16 protein-coding genes are annotated in these 17,440 nt (G+C 70.8%); 10 read left to right on the forward strand and 6 right to left on the reverse strand.

The genetic code is table 11. The features are described 5' to 3' along the window. Window positions 1-459: 459 nt before the first annotated feature. The 4 genes from ACQP12_RS30260 to ACQP12_RS30275 form a co-directional block, all read right to left on the reverse strand. Window positions 460-1,545 carry an acyltransferase family protein gene (locus ACQP12_RS30260; RefSeq protein WP_433283494.1) on the reverse strand — a complete coding sequence of 362 codons (1,086 nt, stop codon included), beginning with the start codon at window positions 1,543-1,545 and terminating at the stop codon, window positions 460-462. Window positions 1,546-1,628: 83 nt separating this feature from the next. Further along, window positions 1,629-1,883 carry a Smr/MutS family protein gene (locus ACQP12_RS30265; protein WP_046564396.1) on the reverse strand — a complete coding sequence of 85 codons (255 nt, stop codon included), beginning with the start codon at window positions 1,881-1,883 and terminating at the stop codon, window positions 1,629-1,631. 59 nt (window positions 1,884-1,942) lie between these two features. Continuing rightward, complete coding sequence (locus ACQP12_RS30270) at window positions 1,943-2,308, reverse strand: tetratricopeptide repeat protein (RefSeq protein ID WP_151465422.1); 366 nt, start codon at window positions 2,306-2,308, stop codon at window positions 1,943-1,945. A gap of 91 nt (window positions 2,309-2,399) precedes the next feature. Further along, a complete protein-coding gene (locus ACQP12_RS30275; RefSeq protein WP_151465423.1) occupies window positions 2,400-3,170 on the reverse strand; it encodes an ROK family protein in 771 nt (256 codons plus the stop codon). 79 nt (window positions 3,171-3,249) lie between these two features. Here ACQP12_RS30275 and ACQP12_RS30280 point away from each other — a divergent pair, with 79 nt between their 5' ends. The 3 genes from ACQP12_RS30280 to ACQP12_RS30290 all read left to right on the forward strand — a co-directional run bounded on the left by ACQP12_RS30280 (window position 3,250) and on the right by ACQP12_RS30290 (window position 6,130). Then, window positions 3,250-4,887, forward strand: coding sequence for an ABC-F family ATP-binding cassette domain-containing protein (locus ACQP12_RS30280; protein ID WP_433283495.1), 1,638 nt, complete (start codon window positions 3,250-3,252; stop codon window positions 4,885-4,887). Between the two features lie 38 nt (window positions 4,888-4,925). Further along, window positions 4,926-5,243 (forward strand): hypothetical protein, encoded by a 318-nt coding sequence (locus tag ACQP12_RS30285; RefSeq protein WP_433283496.1) that lies wholly within the window; start codon window positions 4,926-4,928, stop codon window positions 5,241-5,243. A gap of 161 nt (window positions 5,244-5,404) precedes the next feature. Further along, complete coding sequence (locus tag ACQP12_RS30290; RefSeq protein WP_433283497.1) at window positions 5,405-6,130, forward strand: methyltransferase domain-containing protein; 726 nt, start codon at window positions 5,405-5,407, stop codon at window positions 6,128-6,130. A gap of 121 nt (window positions 6,131-6,251) precedes the next feature. On the opposite strand, the gene ACQP12_RS30295 is transcribed toward ACQP12_RS30290, so the two are convergent. Next, window positions 6,252-7,253 (reverse strand): LacI family DNA-binding transcriptional regulator, encoded by a 1,002-nt coding sequence (locus tag ACQP12_RS30295; RefSeq protein WP_433283498.1) that lies wholly within the window; start codon window positions 7,251-7,253, stop codon window positions 6,252-6,254. A 149-nt stretch (window positions 7,254-7,402) separates the two neighbouring features. Here ACQP12_RS30295 and ACQP12_RS30300 point away from each other — a divergent pair, with 149 nt between their 5' ends. From ACQP12_RS30300 to ACQP12_RS30320, 5 genes are read left to right on the forward strand one after another with little or no spacing between them, the layout of a single operon-like run. Beyond that, entirely contained in the window at window positions 7,403-8,914 is a 1,512-nt protein-coding gene (locus ACQP12_RS30300) for an alpha-N-arabinofuranosidase (RefSeq protein WP_433289517.1), read from the forward strand. 37 nt (window positions 8,915-8,951) lie between these two features. Next, on the forward strand, window positions 8,952-10,283 hold the full coding sequence (locus tag ACQP12_RS30305; protein WP_433283499.1) for an ABC transporter substrate-binding protein: 1,332 nt from the start codon (window positions 8,952-8,954) through the stop codon (window positions 10,281-10,283). A gap of 6 nt (window positions 10,284-10,289) precedes the next feature. Continuing rightward, window positions 10,290-11,252, forward strand: coding sequence for a carbohydrate ABC transporter permease (locus ACQP12_RS30310; protein WP_357938956.1), 963 nt, complete (start codon window positions 10,290-10,292; stop codon window positions 11,250-11,252). 10 nt (window positions 11,253-11,262) lie between these two features. After that, on the forward strand, window positions 11,263-12,087 hold the full coding sequence (locus ACQP12_RS30315) for a carbohydrate ABC transporter permease (protein WP_433283500.1): 825 nt from the start codon (window positions 11,263-11,265) through the stop codon (window positions 12,085-12,087). Beyond that, the gene (locus ACQP12_RS30320; protein ID WP_433283501.1) at window positions 12,084-13,097 is read left to right on the forward strand and encodes a glycoside hydrolase family 43 protein; all 1,014 of its coding nucleotides are present in this window, start codon (window positions 12,084-12,086) and stop codon (window positions 13,095-13,097) included. Before ACQP12_RS30315 ends, ACQP12_RS30320 begins: the two co-directional genes overlap by 4 nt. A 67-nt stretch (window positions 13,098-13,164) precedes the next feature. On the opposite strand, the gene ACQP12_RS30325 is transcribed toward ACQP12_RS30320, so the two are convergent. After that, window positions 13,165-14,658, reverse strand: a complete 1,494-nt coding sequence (locus ACQP12_RS30325) for an amino acid permease (RefSeq protein ID WP_433283502.1) — start codon at window positions 14,656-14,658, stop codon at window positions 13,165-13,167. A gap of 296 nt (window positions 14,659-14,954) precedes the next feature. On the opposite strand from ACQP12_RS30325, the gene ACQP12_RS30330 reads away from it, so the two are divergent. Beyond that, window positions 14,955-16,613: a glycoside hydrolase family 10 protein gene (locus ACQP12_RS30330; protein WP_433283503.1), complete on the forward strand. Its 1,659-nt coding sequence runs from the start codon at window positions 14,955-14,957 to the stop codon at window positions 16,611-16,613. 235 nt (window positions 16,614-16,848) lie between these two features. Beyond that, on the forward strand, window positions 16,849-17,388 hold the full coding sequence (locus ACQP12_RS30335) for a phospholipase (protein ID WP_357938966.1): 540 nt from the start codon (window positions 16,849-16,851) through the stop codon (window positions 17,386-17,388). Window positions 17,389-17,440 lie beyond the last annotated feature (52 nt).

Raw genomic sequence — 17,440 nt, forward strand, 5'->3', positions numbered from 1 at the left:
GATCGGAGGCACGGCCCGTCCCACGCGCGCCTTCACCTGCTTCTCGATGGCCTCGACCACGAGGTCCGCGCGGGTGAGCCGGCCGAGCCAGCGGGCGAGGTTCGACTTCTGGACAGCCCAACCGTGGACCACCTGACCGCGCCTCGTCCGCACGCCTATGCCGTGATAGCCGGCGTCCACCCGCACGATCGTGTAAAGATCGATCCGGTACGTCCCGAACCTGTTCCGGATCACCAGCTCAGAGTCGGTCAACGTGATCGACGGGCGCAGCGCGTTCGCGTAGACGAACGCCGCCAGGCCGCCGAGCAGCACCACAGAAAGAACCTTCGAGGCGAGATCGAGCCGGCTGACGACGATGGCCAGGGCGACGAGGCCCGCCACCACGAGAACGGCGATGCCGAAAACCCGCCCCAGCAACGACACCCGCCACGTCTGACGCATTGCGGCAGGATACGGAACTCACCGCAGCGGGCGCCGGCCCGTCGTGGACTGGTGACTCCCCGCTGGGACGACGTCCCTGAGCAGCCAGCGGACCGGAGGGCTGACCAGCGGACGCAACGCCCACACCACGGGCCGGCTGGCGGTGAGCCAGACCAGCGCGACGGCCGCGACGACGAGCACCAGCAAGGCCGGGATGTTGTCGACCTGGTCGGCGAGGGGTGACCACGCGAGGGCCATCACGACGAACACGTGCAGCAGATACGGGTACATGGAGTTGACTCCCCAACCCGTGAAGAACGTCTGGCGGCGCGGAGCGAGCATCATGATCGCCCAGGTCATCGCCAACCCGACGGCCAGCAGTCCAAGCCGGATCAGGACGCCTTCGGTCAGCCCCACCCCGAGCTGCTGGTAAGCGCGGTTCCAGTACACCCAGAGGCCCGACAGGCGCGAGGCGACCAGATAGGCGAGCGGCGCGGCAGCGACGAGCACGGCGATCGCGGCCAGCCGCACACGCGGAGATGGGCGGTACGCGAGCCGGCCGCGACCGAGCCAGACACCGAGGACGAAGAAGGGCAGCATTCCTGCCACCCGGTCCAAGGCCAGGGCGCGACCGAGCACCGTGGCGGCTCCGGCGGCGAGGGACACCACGATCGCGATGACGACCGCTCCACGGAGTTGGGCGAAGAGCGGAGCGAGCATCCGCCAGATGAACAGAGCGGGCAGGAACCACAGGTGATAGATCGGGGAGAGGAACCCGTTGACCGTCCAGTGCATCGGCTTGTCCATGACGGTGTAGAAGGTCATGTAGAGCAGCTGAAACACCACGTACGGCACGAGCAGGTCCCGGATCAGCGACGCGGCGCGACGGCCGGTGAGTTCCGCTGACGAGAGCATCCCCGAAAGCATGACGAAGGCCGGCATGTGGCACAGGTAGATGAATGTGTAGATCGTCTTGCCACCTGGCGAGGAGCCGAGCGTCTGAGCCAGCAAGTGGCCAAGCACGACCAGGACGATCAACAGCCCTTTGACGTTGTCGATGTACGGGTCACGCCTGATGGGCGCGACAGCGACCGCAGGGCTCTCCGGCATCACCGTGGTTGACACCTGGCCAGGCTGCCGGTCGGCCAATACCCGATCCAGCCGGGGTGAGCAGGATCACCAAAGCGGCCGGAACTATTCCGCAGGCTCTACTTCCAGCGGAAATGCACGAAGAGGCGGCCGAAGTTCTTCGAGTCCTTCTCGACGCGGTGGTAGAGCTGCTTGACGTCCTTCTGGTCGAGGAAGCGCAGCACCTTCTTCTTCAGCTGGCCGGAGCCCTTCCCAGGGATGATCTCCACCAGGGTGGCCTTCTTCGCCACCGCCTCGTCCATGATCCCGCGCAGGGCCCGGTCGATGTCGTGGCCCCGGTTGTAGATGTCGTGGAGGTCGAGCTTGAGCTTCACCAGCCCATCCTAGGTACGCCGAAGGGCAGCCCCGAGGGGCTGCCCTTCGTGGTCAACCGTCAGCGACCGCCGACCTTGCCCTCCACCCGGCGCAGCGCCGTGGTGTAGTCGGCGTTGGTCGAGTACATGGCCGCCGCGATGCGCAGGTGCCGCAGCGCGTCGACGGGGCGGTTCATCCGCTCCAGCGTCCGGCCCAGCACGTGGTGCGCGTAGTGGTCGCTCGGGTCCCGGTCGACCAGCTCGCGCAACTGCTCCTCGGCCCGGTTCAGCTGGGCCGACTGGAAGTACGCCCGGGCCAGCAACTGCCGGACCGAGGAGTTGCCGGGCTCGGCCTCGACGATCGGTTCGAGCAGCCGGGCCGCTCCGGTCGGGTCACCCGCTTCGAAGAACATGGTCGCCCGCCGGTACTCCGCCAGAAGATCCACTCGACCCACCTCCTCGTGTCGCGCCAGCCCTTTCTCCGACGCTGGCACAACACCAGCCGTACCGCGAGTGTTCCTTCGGGGAAGATCGTGCTCAGGAGGTCGGGTCGTACCGGTCTCCGACCAGCTCCCAGGCGCGGACACCGCCGACGATTCCGGCCGTGTTCGGGACGACCACGACGTCGTCGCCCATCCGGGCCAGCTGGTCCGGGCGGATCAGGCGGGAGTTGCCGCCGCCCAGGTAGAGCCGGTCCCAGCGGAAGACCGGCCGCAGGCCGTCCACCACCTGGCGGATCCGCCGGGACCAGAACGCGTCGCCGAGGCGCCGCCGTTCCGGCTCTCCGACGTACGTGTCGTAGGTGGTGTTCCAGCGCACCGGCGCGTGCGACAGCTCCAGGTGCGGTGCGAGCACCCCGCCGTCGAAGAGCGCGCTGCCCAGCCCGGTGCCGAGGGTCAGCACCAGCTCGCAGCCGGTCCCGGCGACGACGCCCGCGCCGTGCACCTCGGCGTCGTTGAGCACCAGGGCCGGCACGCCGAACGCCTCGGCCAGGGCGCTGCGCGCGTCGTACCCGGACCATTCGGCGACCAGGTCGGGGTCGACCCGGCTGCGCGGGCCGGAGCGGGTCACGTAGTGCGGGGTGGCCACCACCACGCCGTGCCGGATCATGCCGGGCATCCCGACGGTGAGCCGGTCCGCCGGGGGCAGCCGGCCGCCGAGGTCCAGCAGCGTCTTGACGAACAGGGCGGGCGGCAGCGGGTACGGCGTGGGGACGCGCAGCGGCCGGGCCCGCATGGTCCCCGCCGCGTCCAGCACGGAGGCCTTGATCCCACCGCCCCCGCAGTCGATCGCCAGAGTGGTCACCACGGCTGTGAGTCTCCCTCACCTCGGTCGGGCCCCGAGCCCGGGTCAACCGATTCGGCGCGCCGGTAGGCTCGATCTCCTCATGAGCGCCACGTTGATCGCCAAGGACCTCACCGCCGGGCACGGCGACCGTCTCCTCTTCACCGACCTGGACCTGGTGGTCGCACCGGGCGACGTGGTCGGGCTCGTCGGGGTGAACGGCGCCGGCAAGTCCACGCTGCTGCGTACCCTCGCCGGGCTCCAGCCGCTGGAGCAGGGGTCGGTGGTGTCGAGCCCGCCCACCGCCACCGTGGGCTACCTGCCGCAGGAGCCGGAGCGCCGGCCGGGCGAGACGGTCCGCGACTTCCTGGCCCGGCGCACCGGGGTGACGGCGGCGCAGGCGGCGCTGGACACCGCCACCGAGGCGCTGACGGCCGGGGCTCCGGGCGCGGACGACGCGTACGCCACGGCGCTGGAGCGCTGGCTCGACCTGGGCGGGGCGGACCTGGACGAGCGGGCCGAGCAGGTCGCCGCCGAGCTGGGGCTCCGCGTCGACCTCGACCACCCGATGACCGGCCTGTCCGGCGGCCAGGCGGCCCGGGCGGGGCTGGCCTCGCTGCTGCTCAGCCGCTACGACGTCTTCCTGCTCGACGAGCCCACCAATGACCTGGACCTGGCCGGCCTGGACCGGCTGGAACGCTTCGTCACCGGGCTGCGCGCCGGCACCGTGGTGGTCAGCCACGACCGGGAGTTCCTCACCCGGACAGTCACCCGGGTGGTGGAGCTGGACCTGCACCAGGGCCAGGTCAACCACTTCGGCGGCGGCTACGCGGCCTACCTGGAGGAGCGCGAGGTGGCCCGCCGGCACGCCCGCGAGGAGTACGAGGAGTACGCCGGCACCCGGGCCCAGTTGGAGGCGCGGGCCCGGACGCAGCGGTCCTGGATGGAGAAGGGCGTGAAGAACGCCCGCCGCAAGGCCACCGACAACGACAAGATCGGCCGGAAGTTCCGCTCCGAGTCCAGCGAGAAGCAGGCCGCCAAGGCCCGGCAGACCGAGCGGCTGATCGAGCGGCTGGAGGTGGTCGACGAGCCGCGCAAGGAGTGGGAGCTGCGGATGGAGATCGCCGCCGCGCCCCGCGCCGGCGCCGTGGTGGCCTCGCTCCGAAACGCCCGGGTACGCCGGGGCGACTTCACCCTCGGCCCGGTGGACCTCCAGATCGACTGGGCCGACCGGGTGGCGATCACCGGGGCGAACGGCTCCGGCAAGAGCACGCTGCTGGCCGCGCTGCTCGGCCGGCTGCCGCTGGACGAGGGGCACGCCGCGCTCGGCCCGGGCGTGGTGGTGGGCGAGGTGGACCAGGCCCGGGGGCTCTTCCTCGGCGACCAGCCCCTGCTGGACGCGTTCGGCGCCGCCGTACCCGAGCTGAGCCCGGCGGACGTGCGGACGCTGCTGGCCAAGTTCGGCCTCCGGGCCGATCACGTGCTGCGGCCGGCGGCCACCCTCTCCCCCGGCGAGCGCACCCGGGCCGCGCTGGCCCTGCTGCAGGGGCGCGGGGTGAACCTGCTGGTGCTCGACGAGCCGACGAACCACCTGGACCTGGCGGCGATCGAGCAGCTCGAATCGGCCCTGGCGGGCTATCCGGGGACGCTGCTGCTGGTGACCCACGACCGGCGGATGCTGGACGCGGTGAGCGTGAACCGGCGGCTGCGGGTGGCGGACGGACGGATCGTCGAAGACTGATCCGTGCCGACCCGGTCGCGCGGGGTGAGAATGACTCCATGCTCAAGTGGGAGTACGCGCTGCTGGTCCGCCGGCGGCAGGCCGCCACCACCGACATCGGGTGGGAGGTCGTCTTCATCTGGTACGGCCCGGACGGCTCCATGATCGACGTCACGCCGTACGGCGACACCGCGCTGGCCCACCTGAACCGGGCCGGTGACCAGGGCTGGGAACTGGTCGCGATGAGCGAGGACCCGTCCCTGCCGGGCAACAACGAGTTGCACCGCTACCACCTGAAACGGCCGAAGGCGGCCGCGCCGCAGCCGCGCCAGCGGATGCGGGGCTCCCGCGGCGCACGCCGCACCATCGCCGGCTGATTCCTTGATCCACTCCAGCTCGCCGATGTGGCGCCATCGACGGGTGCCGAATACCGCCAGCTCGGCGAGGTGAAGTGGATCAACCGCCGGGTGCCGGCTTCTGGGGCAGGTCAGGCATACCGGGCGGGGATGCGGGTATCGCGCCGCCCGGAGGTGGGCGCATGGTGGCGGTGGGGCAATCCGCACTCTCGGGTGAGCGGCTGCGGGAGGTCGACGGCTTCCTCGCCGAGGCGTGGGCCGATCAGGCCCGCCACGACGAGCGGCTGCGCGGGCTGACCGTGGAGGTGCGCTTCGACCGGGGGGTGGCCCACCTCGACGGCGCGGTGGCCGACCCGGCGCAGCTGCGGCTGGTCCGGGACCTGGTGGGCCGGCTCGACGGGGTGCTGGGCGTCTGGTGCCGGGTGAGCGTCGCCGGCCGGGCGCCGGTCGTGGTGGACCTGGGCTGCGGGGCGACCAAGCAGTGGCCGGGCAACCTGGGCCTGGACATCTATCCGGCGCCCGGGGTGAACGCGGTGGCCGACCTGTCCGCCTCGCTCCCGCTGGCCGACGACTCGGTGGACGTGCTCTTCGCGGTGCACATCCTGGAGCACCTGATCGACTTCCTGCCGCTGCTCGACGAGTGCCACCGGGCGCTGCGCCCGGGCGGCGTGCTGCACGTGATGAGCCCCTGGTGGCGGCACGTGAACGCGGTGGCCGACCCGACCCACGTCCGCCTGCTGGACGTGCAGACCTTCAAGGGCATCTGCGGTCAGCGCCCGCCCGGGACCCCGCGCTGGTATCCGCTGCACGTTGGCTGCGACGGCGCCTCGATCTTCGCCGACCTGACTCCGCTCCCCCCGGACGCGCCACCCCCGTCCAGTTCCCACCTGGCCCGCTTCTTCGACTGACCCCCGCCATGGGTCGCGCAGTCGATCATGAAGTTGGCGGCACTCCAGGAGATCGACTTCGCCGTCAACCTCATGATCGACCGCCGAGGGCGCGCCGGGGCGGCGCGGGGCCAGGTGGGGGTCAGGGGGCGGATTCGCGGAGGGCCAGGCGGTGGGGGGCGACCAACTCGCGGGGCGGGGCGTCCCGGTCGGCGGTCAGGCGGTCGGCCAGGAGTTCGACCGCCAGGCGGGCGATGCGCTCCTTGTCGGGGGCGACGGTGCTCAGGGTCGGGATGGAGAAGCGGCCGTCCTCGATGTCGTCGAAGCCGGCCACCGCGACGTCGTCGGGCACCCGCAGGCCGGACTCGTGCAGGGCGCGTAGCGCGCCGAGGGCCAGGGTGTCGTTGAAGCAGAAGACGGCGTCGGGGCGTACCCCGGCGGAGAGCAGGTGCCGCATGGCGGCCGCGCCGTCCGCGCGGTGCCAGGCCGGCGCGGGCGCCACCAGGCGGTCGTCGTAGGCGATGCCGGCCTCGGCCAGCGCGGCGGTGTAGCCGGTGAGGCGCAGGCGCGCGCTGGCGCCCTCGGGGGTGCGCTGCGAGCCGATGGCGGCGATCCGGCGGCGGCCGAGCCCGACCAGGTGGGCGGTGATCTCCCGGGCGGCGGCCACGTTGTCGACCACGACGTGGTCGGCGGGGCCGTGGTCGACCCGCTCGCCGAGCAGCACCATGGGCATGCCGTCGAGGCCGGCGAGGTCGTCGGCGGTGAGTGCGAGCGGGCTGAAGATCAGCCCGTCGATCATGTGGTCGCCGATGCCGCTGGCCGCCTTGCGTTCCTGCTCCGGGCCGCCGCCGGTCTGGTCGATCAGCACCGTCCAGCCGTGTTCGGCGGCGGCGGTGACCACGTGCCGGGCCAGCTCGGCGAAGTAGGGGATGTCCAGCTCGGGCACGGCCAGGGCGATCACCCCGGTGCGGCCCTTGCGGAGGTTGCGGGCCGAGAGGTTGGGGCGGTAGTTGAGCTCGACGATGGCCGCCTCGACCCGGGCCCGGGTGTCGGCGCGGACGTGCTGGTAGCCGTTGACCACGTTGGAGACGGTCTTCACCGACACGCCGGCCCGTTCCGCCACGTCCTTGAGCCTGTGCCGCACTGCGCTTCCTCCCGGTGGCTGCTGGGGCGCACTCTACCGCGTCACGACGACGTAACGACCCCTTTACATCGTTGGTTACAACGTTGTACAAACCAGGGACACGGGTGACCGAGGTCACCCGGGACAGCACCGAGGAAAGGGTGGCACCCGTGCCGAACGCGCAGCTCACGATCGACCCGACCTTCACCATCGGCGCGGCCGACCGGCGCCTCTTCGGTTCGTTCGTCGAGCACATGGGCCGCTGCGTCTACGGCGGTGTCTATGAACCCGGCCACCCGAACGCCGACCCGCGCGGCTTCCGGCGCGACGTGCTGGAGCTGACCCGCGAGCTGGGTGTGTCGGTGGTCCGCTACCCGGGTGGCAACTTCGTCTCCGGCTACCGCTGGGAGGACGGCGTGGGCCCGGTCGGCGACCGTCCGCGCCGGCTCGACCTGGCCTGGAAGACCATCGAGACCAACGCGTTCGGCCTGGACGAGTTCATGACCTGGGCGGCCGAGGCCGGCGTCGAGCCGATGATGGCGGTCAACCTCGGCAGCCGTGGCGTCCAGGAAGCCTGCGACCTGCTGGAGTACACCAACCACCCGGGCGGCACCCAGCTGTCCGACCTGCGCCGCAAGCACGGCGCCGAGGACCCGTACGGGGTCCGGCTCTGGTGCCTCGGCAACGAACTGGACGGGCCGTGGCAGGTCGGCCACAAGACCGCCGACGAGTACGGCCGGCTCGCCGCCGAGACCGCCCGCGCCATGAAGATGATCGACCCCTCGATCAGCCTGGTCGCCTGCGGCAGCTCCAACCGGGGGATGCCGACCTTCGCCTCCTGGGAGGCGACCGTGCTGGAGCACACCTACGAGCACGTCGACTACATCTCGGCCCACACCTACTACGACCCGTCCGACGGCGACCGGGCCAGCATCCTGGCCTCGGCCGTGGACATGGACAACTTCATCCGCGAGGTCGTCGCCACCGCCGACCACGTGGCCGCGAAGCAGCGGCAGAAGCGCAAGCTGAAGATCTCCTTCGACGAGTGGAACGTCTGGTACCAGTCCCGCCTCCAGGCCGACCTCGACCGGCGCGGCTGGGTCGAGGCGCCGGCCCTCATCGAGGACGACTACAACGCCGTCGACGCCGTGGTGGTCGGCGACCTGCTGATCACCCTGCTCCGCCACGCCGACCGGGTCGGGGTGGCCTGCCAGGCGCAGCTCGCCAACGTGATCGCCCCGATCCGCACCCGCAACGGCGGGCCGGCCTGGCGGCAGAGCATCTTCCACCCGTTCGCCCTGACCGCCCGGCACGCCCGGGGCACCGTGCTGCGCACCGAGCCGGTCGGTCCCACGTACGAGACGAAGCGGTACGGCGAGGTGCCGGTGCTCGACACCGTCGCCGTGCACGACGAGGAGACCGGTGGGCTGGCCGTCTTCGCGGTCAACCGGGGTCCGAACGGCCTCGCCCTCGACCTGGACCTGCGCGGGCTGCCCGGCCTGCGCGCCGTCGGACACACCACCCTCGCGGCCGGCGCCGACCCGGCCGCCACGAACACCGAGGCGGAGCCCGAGCGGGTGACGCCTCGGGAGATCACCACCCCCACCCTCGACGGCGGCCGGTGCTCCGTGGCACTGCCCGCCTGCTCCTGGAACCTGCTGCGCTTCGCGACTCAGCCGTGACCAGGCAATACTGCATCCCGTCCCCCAAGGAGTGAGCATGATCCAGAACGAGATGAGCCGGCGCCGCCTGCTCGGCCTCGGTGTCGGGCTCGGCGCGGCGGCCACGCTGACGCTGGCCGGCTGCGGCGGCGGCAGCAGCACCAAGGGCTCCACCGCGGCCGGCAACGGCGGCAAGGACTACACCGGCCCGAAGGTCGACCTGAAGCTCTGGAACGGCTTCACCGGCGGCGACGGCGACATCTTCAAGAAACTGGTCGAGCAGTTCAACAGCGAGCACCAGAACATCGCCGTCAGCGTGATCACGTACGAGTGGCAGGACTACTACAGCAAGCTGCCCGGCGCGGTGACCAGCGGCAACGGCCCGGACATCGCGGTCATGCACATGGACCAGCTCGCCACCTTCGCCGCCCGCGGCGTGATCACCGAGCTGGACGACGTGGCCAAGGCCCTGGGGCTGAGCGAGGGCGACTTCGCCCCGACGGTGTGGAAGGGCGGCATCTACCACGACAAGCGGTACGGCATCCCGCTGGACATGCACCCGATGGGCTTCTACTACAACAAGGCCGTCATGCAGAAGGGCGGCCTCGACCCGAACAAGCCGCCGACGACCAAGGACGAGTACACGGCGGCGCTGACCGAGCTGAAGAAGGCCGGCGTGCAGGGCTTCTGGGTCAGCCCGTTCCAGTTCACCGGCGGCATGACCTTCTACAGCCTGCTGCACCAGTGGGGCGGGACGCTCTTCGACGCCGAGGTGGCGAAGGCGACCTTCAACTCGGACCCGGCCGTCGAGGCGTGCACCTGGCTGGTCGACATGATCAAGCAGGGCTTCTCCCCCGCCAACGTCGGCCAGGACGCCGACTACCTGGCGCTCAAGAGCGGCAAGAACGCGTTCAACTTCAACGGCATCTGGCAGATCAACGACCTGAAGAAGAGCCCCCAGGTGCAGTGGGGCGTCGCGCCCCTGCCGCAGATCGGCAGCCAGAAGGCGACCTGGGCGAACTCGCACAACTTCACGATCGTCAAGCAGCGCAGCGCCGACAACAACAAGGTCTCCGGGGCGAAGGTCTTCATCAACTGGCTGAGCCAGCACTCGCTCGACTGGGCCAAGGGTGGCCAGATCCCGGCCCGCAAGGAGGTCCGGGAGGGCGCCGAGTTCAAGGCTCTGCCGGAGATCAGCGCGCTCGCCCCGGAGCTGGAGTACGCGGCCTTCCCGCCGGCCGCGCCCGGCCTCGGCGAGGTCATGACCACCTTCTACAACGCCTTCAACGAGGCGGCGCTCAGCAAGAAGTCGCCGAAGCAGGCGCTGGACGACGGGGTGGCCAAGGCGAACAAGCAGCTCGAGGACAACCGCAAGAAGTACGGGAGCTGATCCGCCGTGGCGGACGTGATCGAGGTCGGGGCGGCGCGTGGTGACGCGCCGCCCCCGGCGGGCCGCGCCCGCCGTCGGGGCGCGACGGAACGGGGGCACCGGGCGACGCCGTACCTCTTCCTCGCGCCGTACCTGGTTCTCTTCCTGGTCTTCGGCCTGGCGCCGATCGTGTTCGGCGTCTGGATCAGCCTGCACCAGTGGGACCTCCAGCTGCCGAACCGGCCGTTCATCGGGCTGGAGAACTACCGGGACCTGTTCTCCAGTGACTCGGCCGACTACGCGGACTGGTGGTCCAGCGTCCGGGCGACCGCGATCTTCACCGTGCTGTCGGTGCCGCTGCTGGTGGTCGTCCCGCTGGGCCTGGCCCTGCTGCTGAACGAGAAGTTCCCCGGCCGGACGTTCTTCCGGGCCGCCTTCTTCGCCCCGTACGTGCTCGGCGTCGCGGTGATCGGCCTGCTCTGGCGCTTCCTGCTGGACGCGAACCTCGGCCTGGTCAACCGGCTGCTCGGCGCGGTCGGGCTGCCCGCGGACACCCCCTGGGTGACCGACGTGCCGTGGGCCTGGGTCTCCCTGGTCGGCGTGACGGTGTGGTGGACCTGCGGCTTCAACGCGGTGATCTACCTGGCCGGGCTCCAGGACATCCCGGCCGAGCTGTACGAGGCGGCGAAGGTCGACGGCGCGAGCGCCTGGGACCGGTTCCGCCACGTCACCCTGCCCGGGCTGCGCCCGGTGCTGCTCTTCGTGCTCACCACGACGATCCTCGCCTCGGCGAACGTCTTCGGGCAGTCCTTCCTGATCACCCAGGGGGCGCCGGGCGAGCAGACCCGGACCGTGGTCTGGCGGATCGTCGACGAGGGGCTGCGCAACTACGACGTCGGCCAAGCGTCCGCGATGAGCGTGCTCTTCGCGCTGCTGCTGGCGGTGGTCAGCATCGTCAACTTCCGGCTGTTCCGCTACCGGGAAGACTGAGGGGACGACCATGACGAACGTGCGTCGGGTGGCGCGCTACGGCGCGCTGCTCCTGATCACCGCGGTGTTCGTGACCCCGCTGGTCTGGATGGCCCTCACCTCGCTGAAGACGTACGAGGACGCGCAGCAGGACCCGCCGAGCTGGCTGCCGCACCCGTTCTCCACGTACGGCTTCGACCAGATCCTCAACAACACCGCCAACCCGGTGCTGCGCTGGTTCCTCAACAGCATGCTCGCCGCCAGCCTGCACACGCTGCTGGTGCTGGCCACCGCGTCGATGGCCGCGTACGCCCTGGCCCGGCTGCGGTTCCGGGGCCGGAAGGTGAGCTTCGCGCTGATCGTCGGGACGCTGTTCCTGCCGCCCACCTCGTTGATCATTCCGAACTTCGTGATCGCCGATCGCCTCGGCTGGATCGACACCCTGACGGTGATCGTCGTACCGGGCGCGGCAAGCGCGTTCGGGGTCTTCTTCCTGCGCCAGTTCTTCCTCTCCGTCCCGGCCGAGCTGGAGGAGGCGGCGGTGCTGGACGGGGCGAACCACTGGCAGGTCTTCTCCCGGGTGCTGCTGCCGCTGTCGAAGCCGGCGCTGGCCACCCTGGCGGTGCTGTCGTTCCTGACCAACTGGAACGACTTCCTGTGGCCGGTCTACGTGCTGTTCAGCCCGGAGCGGCTGACCCTGCCGGCCGGCCTGGGCCTGCTCCAGGGCGCCTACGTGACCGACTACCCGGTGATCATGGCGGGGGCGGTGCTGGCCAGCGTGCCGGTGCTGATCCTCTTCGTGCTCGCCCAGCGGCACGTCATCCAGGGCGTGTCGCGCAGCGGTCTGAAGGGATGACCGGCCGGCGGATACGCCGACGCGGCGCGGCGGCCCTGGCCGCCGCGCTGCTCGTCGCCGGTTGCGGCAGCGGAGAAACCCCGTCGAGTACGCCGGAGGGCGCACGCGTGTACACCAACCCGGTCATCAGGACCGACGCCCCCGACCCGCAGGCGATCCGGGTCGGCGACACCTGGTACCTGTTCCACACCAACTCGGGCGGCCGGAACGTCCCGGTGCTCACCTCGCCCGACCTGGTCGGGTGGACCGAGGCCGGTGACGCCCTGCCGGAGCTGCCGGCCTGGGCCGACGCCGGGAAGACCTGGGCGCCGGAGGTCATCCAGCTCGCGGCGGACCGGTTCGTCCTCTACTACACGGTGGCCGACCGTGACTCCGGCCGGCAGTGCCTCGGCCGGGCGGTGGCGACCACCCCGCTCGGGCCGTACCGGGACGACGCGGACGGGCCGCTGGTCTGCCAGGCGGAGCTGGGCGGCTCGATCGACGCCAGCCCGTACCGGGACACCGACGGGAGCCTCTGGCTGCTCTGGAAGAACGACGGCAACGCCATCGGGGTGGACACCTGGCTCTGGTCGCAGCGCCTCTCGCCCGACGGGCTCCGGCTGGTCGGCGCGCCGACGAAGCTGCTCAAGCAGACCGAGCCCTGGGAGGGCACGCTGATCGAGGGGCCGTTCTTCCACCGGCACGACGGGAAGCTGCTGCTCTTCTTCGCCGCCAACGCCTACGACCGGGACACCTACGCCGAGGGCTACGCGGTCTGCGAGAGCCCCACGGGGCCGTGCGTGAAGGCCGCCGAGAACCCGATCCTGAAGTCGAACGCGGTCGCCTCCGGGCCGGGTCACGCGTCGATGGTCTCCAAGGACGGCCGCACCTGGCTGCTGTACCACGCCTGGCCGCCCGGCCAGGAGGGCAGCACCGACCCGGGCCGCCAGGTCTGGCTCGACGAGGTGGTCTGGACCGACGGCCGGCCCGTGGTGAAGGGCCCGACGGCGGAGCCCCAGCCGCGCCCCTGAGCCGGTAGACGCGACATCGCGGTATCCCGGGTGCCGGGATACCGCGATGTCGTCTTTCGGCGGTCGGTCAGCTCGTCACGGCCGGCTCTGCGTCCGCCTGCTGCTCGCGGCGGGCCAGGCGGTTCTTCCGGTGGCCGTAGCCGAAGTAGATGAGCCCGCCCAGCAGCATCCAGGCGAGGAACCGGAGCCAGGTCTCCACGGACAGGTTCAACATCAGGTAGAGGCAGGCCAGCGCGGACACGATCGGCAGCACCGGCGAGAACGGCACCTTGAACGGCCGCTCCAGCTCCGGGCGCCGCCGGCGCAGGATCGGCACCGCGATCGAGACCAGCACGAACGCGCAGAGCGCGCCGATGCTGACCAGATCGGCCAGCGCGGACAGCGGCAGGAAGCCGGCGAGCAGGGCCACGCCGACCGTCATGATCGCCGAGATCCGGTACGGGGTGCCCCAGCGCGGGTGGATCTTGGCGATGGACGGCGGGATCAGCCCGTCCCGCCCGATGGCGAAGCCGATCCGGCCCATGGCCACCAGGTCGACCAGGATGACGCTGGTCAGGCCGGCGACGGCGGCGATCGAGACCAGGATGGCGGCCCAGCCCGCGCCGACCGCCTCGAAGGCCGAGGCGATCGGGGCGCCCTCGTCGATGTCGGTGTAGCGCACCATGCCGACCAGCACCAGAGAGACGCCGATGTACAGCACGGTGGAGATGCCCAGCGTGCCGAGCAGGCCCAGCGGCAGGTCGCGGCGCGGCTTGCGGGTCTCCTCGCCGAGGTTCGCCACGGCCTCGAAACCGGTGTACGCGAAGAACACCACCGCGGCGGCGGTCAGCACCCCGGCGAAGCCGAAGATCGACGGCTCCAGACCGAAGACGGCCTGGGTGACCGGCTGCCGGATGCCGTCCTCGCCACTCCCGGCCGGCTCGGCGGTCGGGATGAACGGGCTGAGATTGGCGGCCTTCACGAAGAACGCCCCGGCGACCACGATGAACACGCAGATGGCGACCTTGACCAGGACCAGCAGGTTGGTCACCCGGGCCGACTCGCGGATGCCGACGATGCCGATCGCCCCGAGGATCAGCACGATGGCGATCGCGCCGAGGTTGACCACGCTGCCCTCCTCGGCGAACCAGGCGCTGGGCAGGTTGAAGAGTTCGGCGAGGTAACCGGACCAGCCGCGGGCGACCACCGCCGAGCCGAGCGCGAACTCCAGCAGCAGGTCCCAGCCGATGATCCAGGCGACGATCTCCCCCATGGTCGCGTACGCGTAGGTGTAGGCGCTGCCGGCGGTCGGCACGCTGGACGCCAGCTCCGCGTAGCAAAGGGCGGCGAGCAGCGCGACCACGCCGGCGATCGCGAACGAGATCACCACGCCGGGGCCGGCGTGGTTCTTCGCCTCGATGCCGGTCAGCGTGAAGATGCCGGTGCCGATCACGATGCCGATGCCGAAGCCCATCAGGTCGATCGCGCCGAGGCGGCGGCGCAGCCCGGGCCGCCCGTCCTCGCCGTCGGCCTCCCCTTGGGCGAGCACGTCCCGGATCGGTTTCGTCCGCAGGACGGACATGATCACCTCCCACCGTGCGACCACCACGGCGGCGGTCCGTGACCGGGCAAGCTACCCAGGCCACCACCCCCGTAATCCGGTACGGCACGTGTCGGGAAGGTCACGCACCGGACTGTGGTCCGGCTCACCCTCGGACGTTCGGCCCCACCTGCGCATCGATCCGTCCGCAGGTCTTGCGCCGTATCCGGATTGATGAAAGTTTTCTACCGGGGACAGATAATGTGCGGCGAATCTTGCCAGACGCGCCGCACGTCCGCCGCCATCCGACGTGAGCCCCAACGAAGGGACCGCACCGCATGAAGGCAACTCGGCTCGGAGCCGCCGGGCTGGCCGTGGCGCTGCTCGGCGCGCTCGTCGCCGGCGCCCCCGCCAGCGCCGCGGAGAGCAACACGGCGACCGACTCCACCGCGACCACCTGCGTCACCGACCCGGCCGTGCCGAAGCGGCAGTTCCGGGCCATGTGGATCGCCTCGGTGACGAACATCGACTGGCCCAGCAAGGACTCCTGGACCGCACCGGACCAGGTCGCCAAGCAGAAGGCCGAATACCTGGCCTGGCTCGACCTGGCCCAGAAGCTCAACCACAACGCCGTCGTGGTCCAGGTCCGCCCGACCGCCGACGCGTTCTGGCCCTCGCCCGTCGAGCCCTGGTCGGAGTACCTGACCGGGGTCCGCGGCCAGGACCCGGGCTGGGACCCGCTGGCCTTCCTCGTCGAGGAGTCGCACAAGCGGAACCTTGAGTTCCACGCCTGGATGAACCCGTACCGGGTCTCCATGCCGGCCCCCGGCGGCGCGGGCGCCGACATCTCGAAGCTCGCCCCGAACCACCCGGTGCGCCGGCACCCCGACTGGGTGTTCGCCTACCCGCCGGCCGGGGTCGCCGGCAGCCGGCTCTACTACAACCCCGGCATTCCCGAGGTCCGCGAGTTCGTGCAGACCGCGATGATGGACGCGGTCAAGAAGTACGACATCGACGGCGTGCACTTCGACGACTACTTCTACCCGTACCCGAGCGGCACCTACCAGTACCCGGACGACGCCACGTTCGCCCAGTACAACCGGGGCTTCACGGACAAGGCCGACTGGCGGCGGGACAACATCAACCTGCTGATCCAGGAGATGAACGCCAAGATCAAGGCGGAGAAGCCGTGGGTGAAGTTCGGCGTCAGCCCGTTCGGCATCTGGCGCAACAAGTCGGCCGACCCGAACGGCTCGGACACCACCGGCTCGCAGTCGTACGACATCATCTCCGCCGACACCCGCAAGTGGGTCAAGGAGGAGTGGATCGACTACATCGTGCCGCAGCTCTACTGGTACATCGGCCAGTACCCGGCCGCCGACTACGCCCGGCTCGTGCCGTGGTGGGCGGATACCGTGCGGGGCACCAACGTCCAGCTCTACATCGGCCAGGCCGACTACAAGAGCGGTGACCCGGTGTACGGCTCGTTCTGGATGAACCCGCAGGAGCTGTCGAACCACCTGACGCTCAACCGGTCGTACCCGGAGGTGCTCGGCAACGTGCACTTCTCCGCCGTCCAGGTGCGGGCGAACCGGCTCGGCGCCACCGACATCTACGCGGCCGAGCACTACTCCCGGCCGGCGCTGGTGCCGACCATGTCGCAGCTCCCGGCCAAGCCGCTGCTCTTCCCGGTGGTGACCGGCGCCAAGCGGCAGGCCGACGGGGTGCGGCTGAGCTGGCGGCAGCCGGCCGACGGCAAGGGCCCGTTCGGCAAGGCCACGTCGTACGCGATCTACCGGTTCGACGGCGCCGGCCTGGCCGGCCGGTGCGACTTCGCCGACGCGTCCCACCTGGTCGCCACCGTCCGGGCGGACGGCGACGTGCAGTCCTGGGTGGACACCACGGCGGAGTCCGGCGCGCGGTACACCTACTACGTGACCGCGCTGGACCGGCTCTGGAACGAGAGCCCGGCGAGCCCGCCGCGCTTCGTGCGCTGACCCGTCACGACAGGGGACGCCCGGGGCTCACGCCCCGGGCGTCCCGGCGTCTTCGGGCGGTCCTGCGCGGCCGCACCTCCAGCCCGATCAGCCCGTCCCGGTCGACCGCGGCGCCGCCGACGGCATTCGTCTGTTTCGACGCATGTCACCAACACGTCGCCCGAGGCATCGCCCCCGGCTCGGTGAGCGATCGAAAATCATCGACATCTAGCCCCACATCCCCGGGGAGGTATCCGTGTCCCGACGTCTCACCACCCTGCTCGCCGCCGGCACGATCGCCCTGCTCACCGCCATCGGCGTGGCCACCCCCGCCGCCGCCGCGGTGAGCCGCGAGCAAAAGCTCGCCGTGCTCTCCAGCTGGACCCAGACCAGCGCCAGCAGCTACAACGCCTGGAACTCCGCCCGGGTGAACAGGTCCCCCTGGACCGAGTACGCCTTCGACTGGTCGACCGACTACTGCTCCTCCAGCCCGGACAACCCGCTCGGCTTCAACTTCAGCCTCTCCTGCTACCGGCACGACTTCGGCTACCGCAACCACAAGGCGATGGGGGTGTTCCCGGCCAACAAGTCCCGGCTCGACAGCGCCTTCTACGAGGACCTGAAGCGGGTCTGCACCACCTACAACAGCGTGGTGCGGCCGGCCTGCTACAGCCTGGCCTGGACCTACTACCAGGCGGTGAGCGTCTTCGGCTCGGTCGCCGCCGTCCAACAGTCCGACCTGGACCGCGCCGCCCGGATGAAGGCGAACGCCGAACGCGCGGCCGCCCGGCACTGACCCCCTACCCCTCGCCGACCAGGAGGTTCCCGTCGCCGGCGAGCCCGGACCC

This window comes from Micromonospora sp. CA-244673 (assembly GCF_050948395.1).
GTDB lineage: Bacteria > Actinomycetota > Actinomycetes > Mycobacteriales > Micromonosporaceae > Micromonospora.

What these genes read in the sequence shown, in the direction of transcription:
- ACQP12_RS30325 (WP_433283502.1), bottom strand. Translation starts at nt 14,658, where the DNA reads ATGTCCGTCCTGCGGACGAAACCGATCCGGGACGTGCTCGCCCAAGGG.
- ACQP12_RS30330 (WP_433283503.1), top strand. Translation starts at nt 14,955, where the DNA reads ATGAAGGCAACTCGGCTCGGAGCCGCCGGGCTGGCCGTGGCGCTGCTC.
- ACQP12_RS30285 (WP_433283496.1), top strand. Translation starts at nt 4,926, where the DNA reads ATGCTCAAGTGGGAGTACGCGCTGCTGGTCCGCCGGCGGCAGGCCGCC.
- ACQP12_RS30280 (WP_433283495.1), top strand. Translation starts at nt 3,250, where the DNA reads ATGAGCGCCACGTTGATCGCCAAGGACCTCACCGCCGGGCACGGCGAC.
- ACQP12_RS30315 (WP_433283500.1), top strand. Translation starts at nt 11,263, where the DNA reads ATGACGAACGTGCGTCGGGTGGCGCGCTACGGCGCGCTGCTCCTGATC.
- ACQP12_RS30290 (WP_433283497.1), top strand. Translation starts at nt 5,405, where the DNA reads ATGGTGGCGGTGGGGCAATCCGCACTCTCGGGTGAGCGGCTGCGGGAG.
- ACQP12_RS30320 (WP_433283501.1), top strand. Translation starts at nt 12,084, where the DNA reads ATGACCGGCCGGCGGATACGCCGACGCGGCGCGGCGGCCCTGGCCGCC.
- ACQP12_RS30305 (WP_433283499.1), top strand. Translation starts at nt 8,952, where the DNA reads ATGATCCAGAACGAGATGAGCCGGCGCCGCCTGCTCGGCCTCGGTGTC.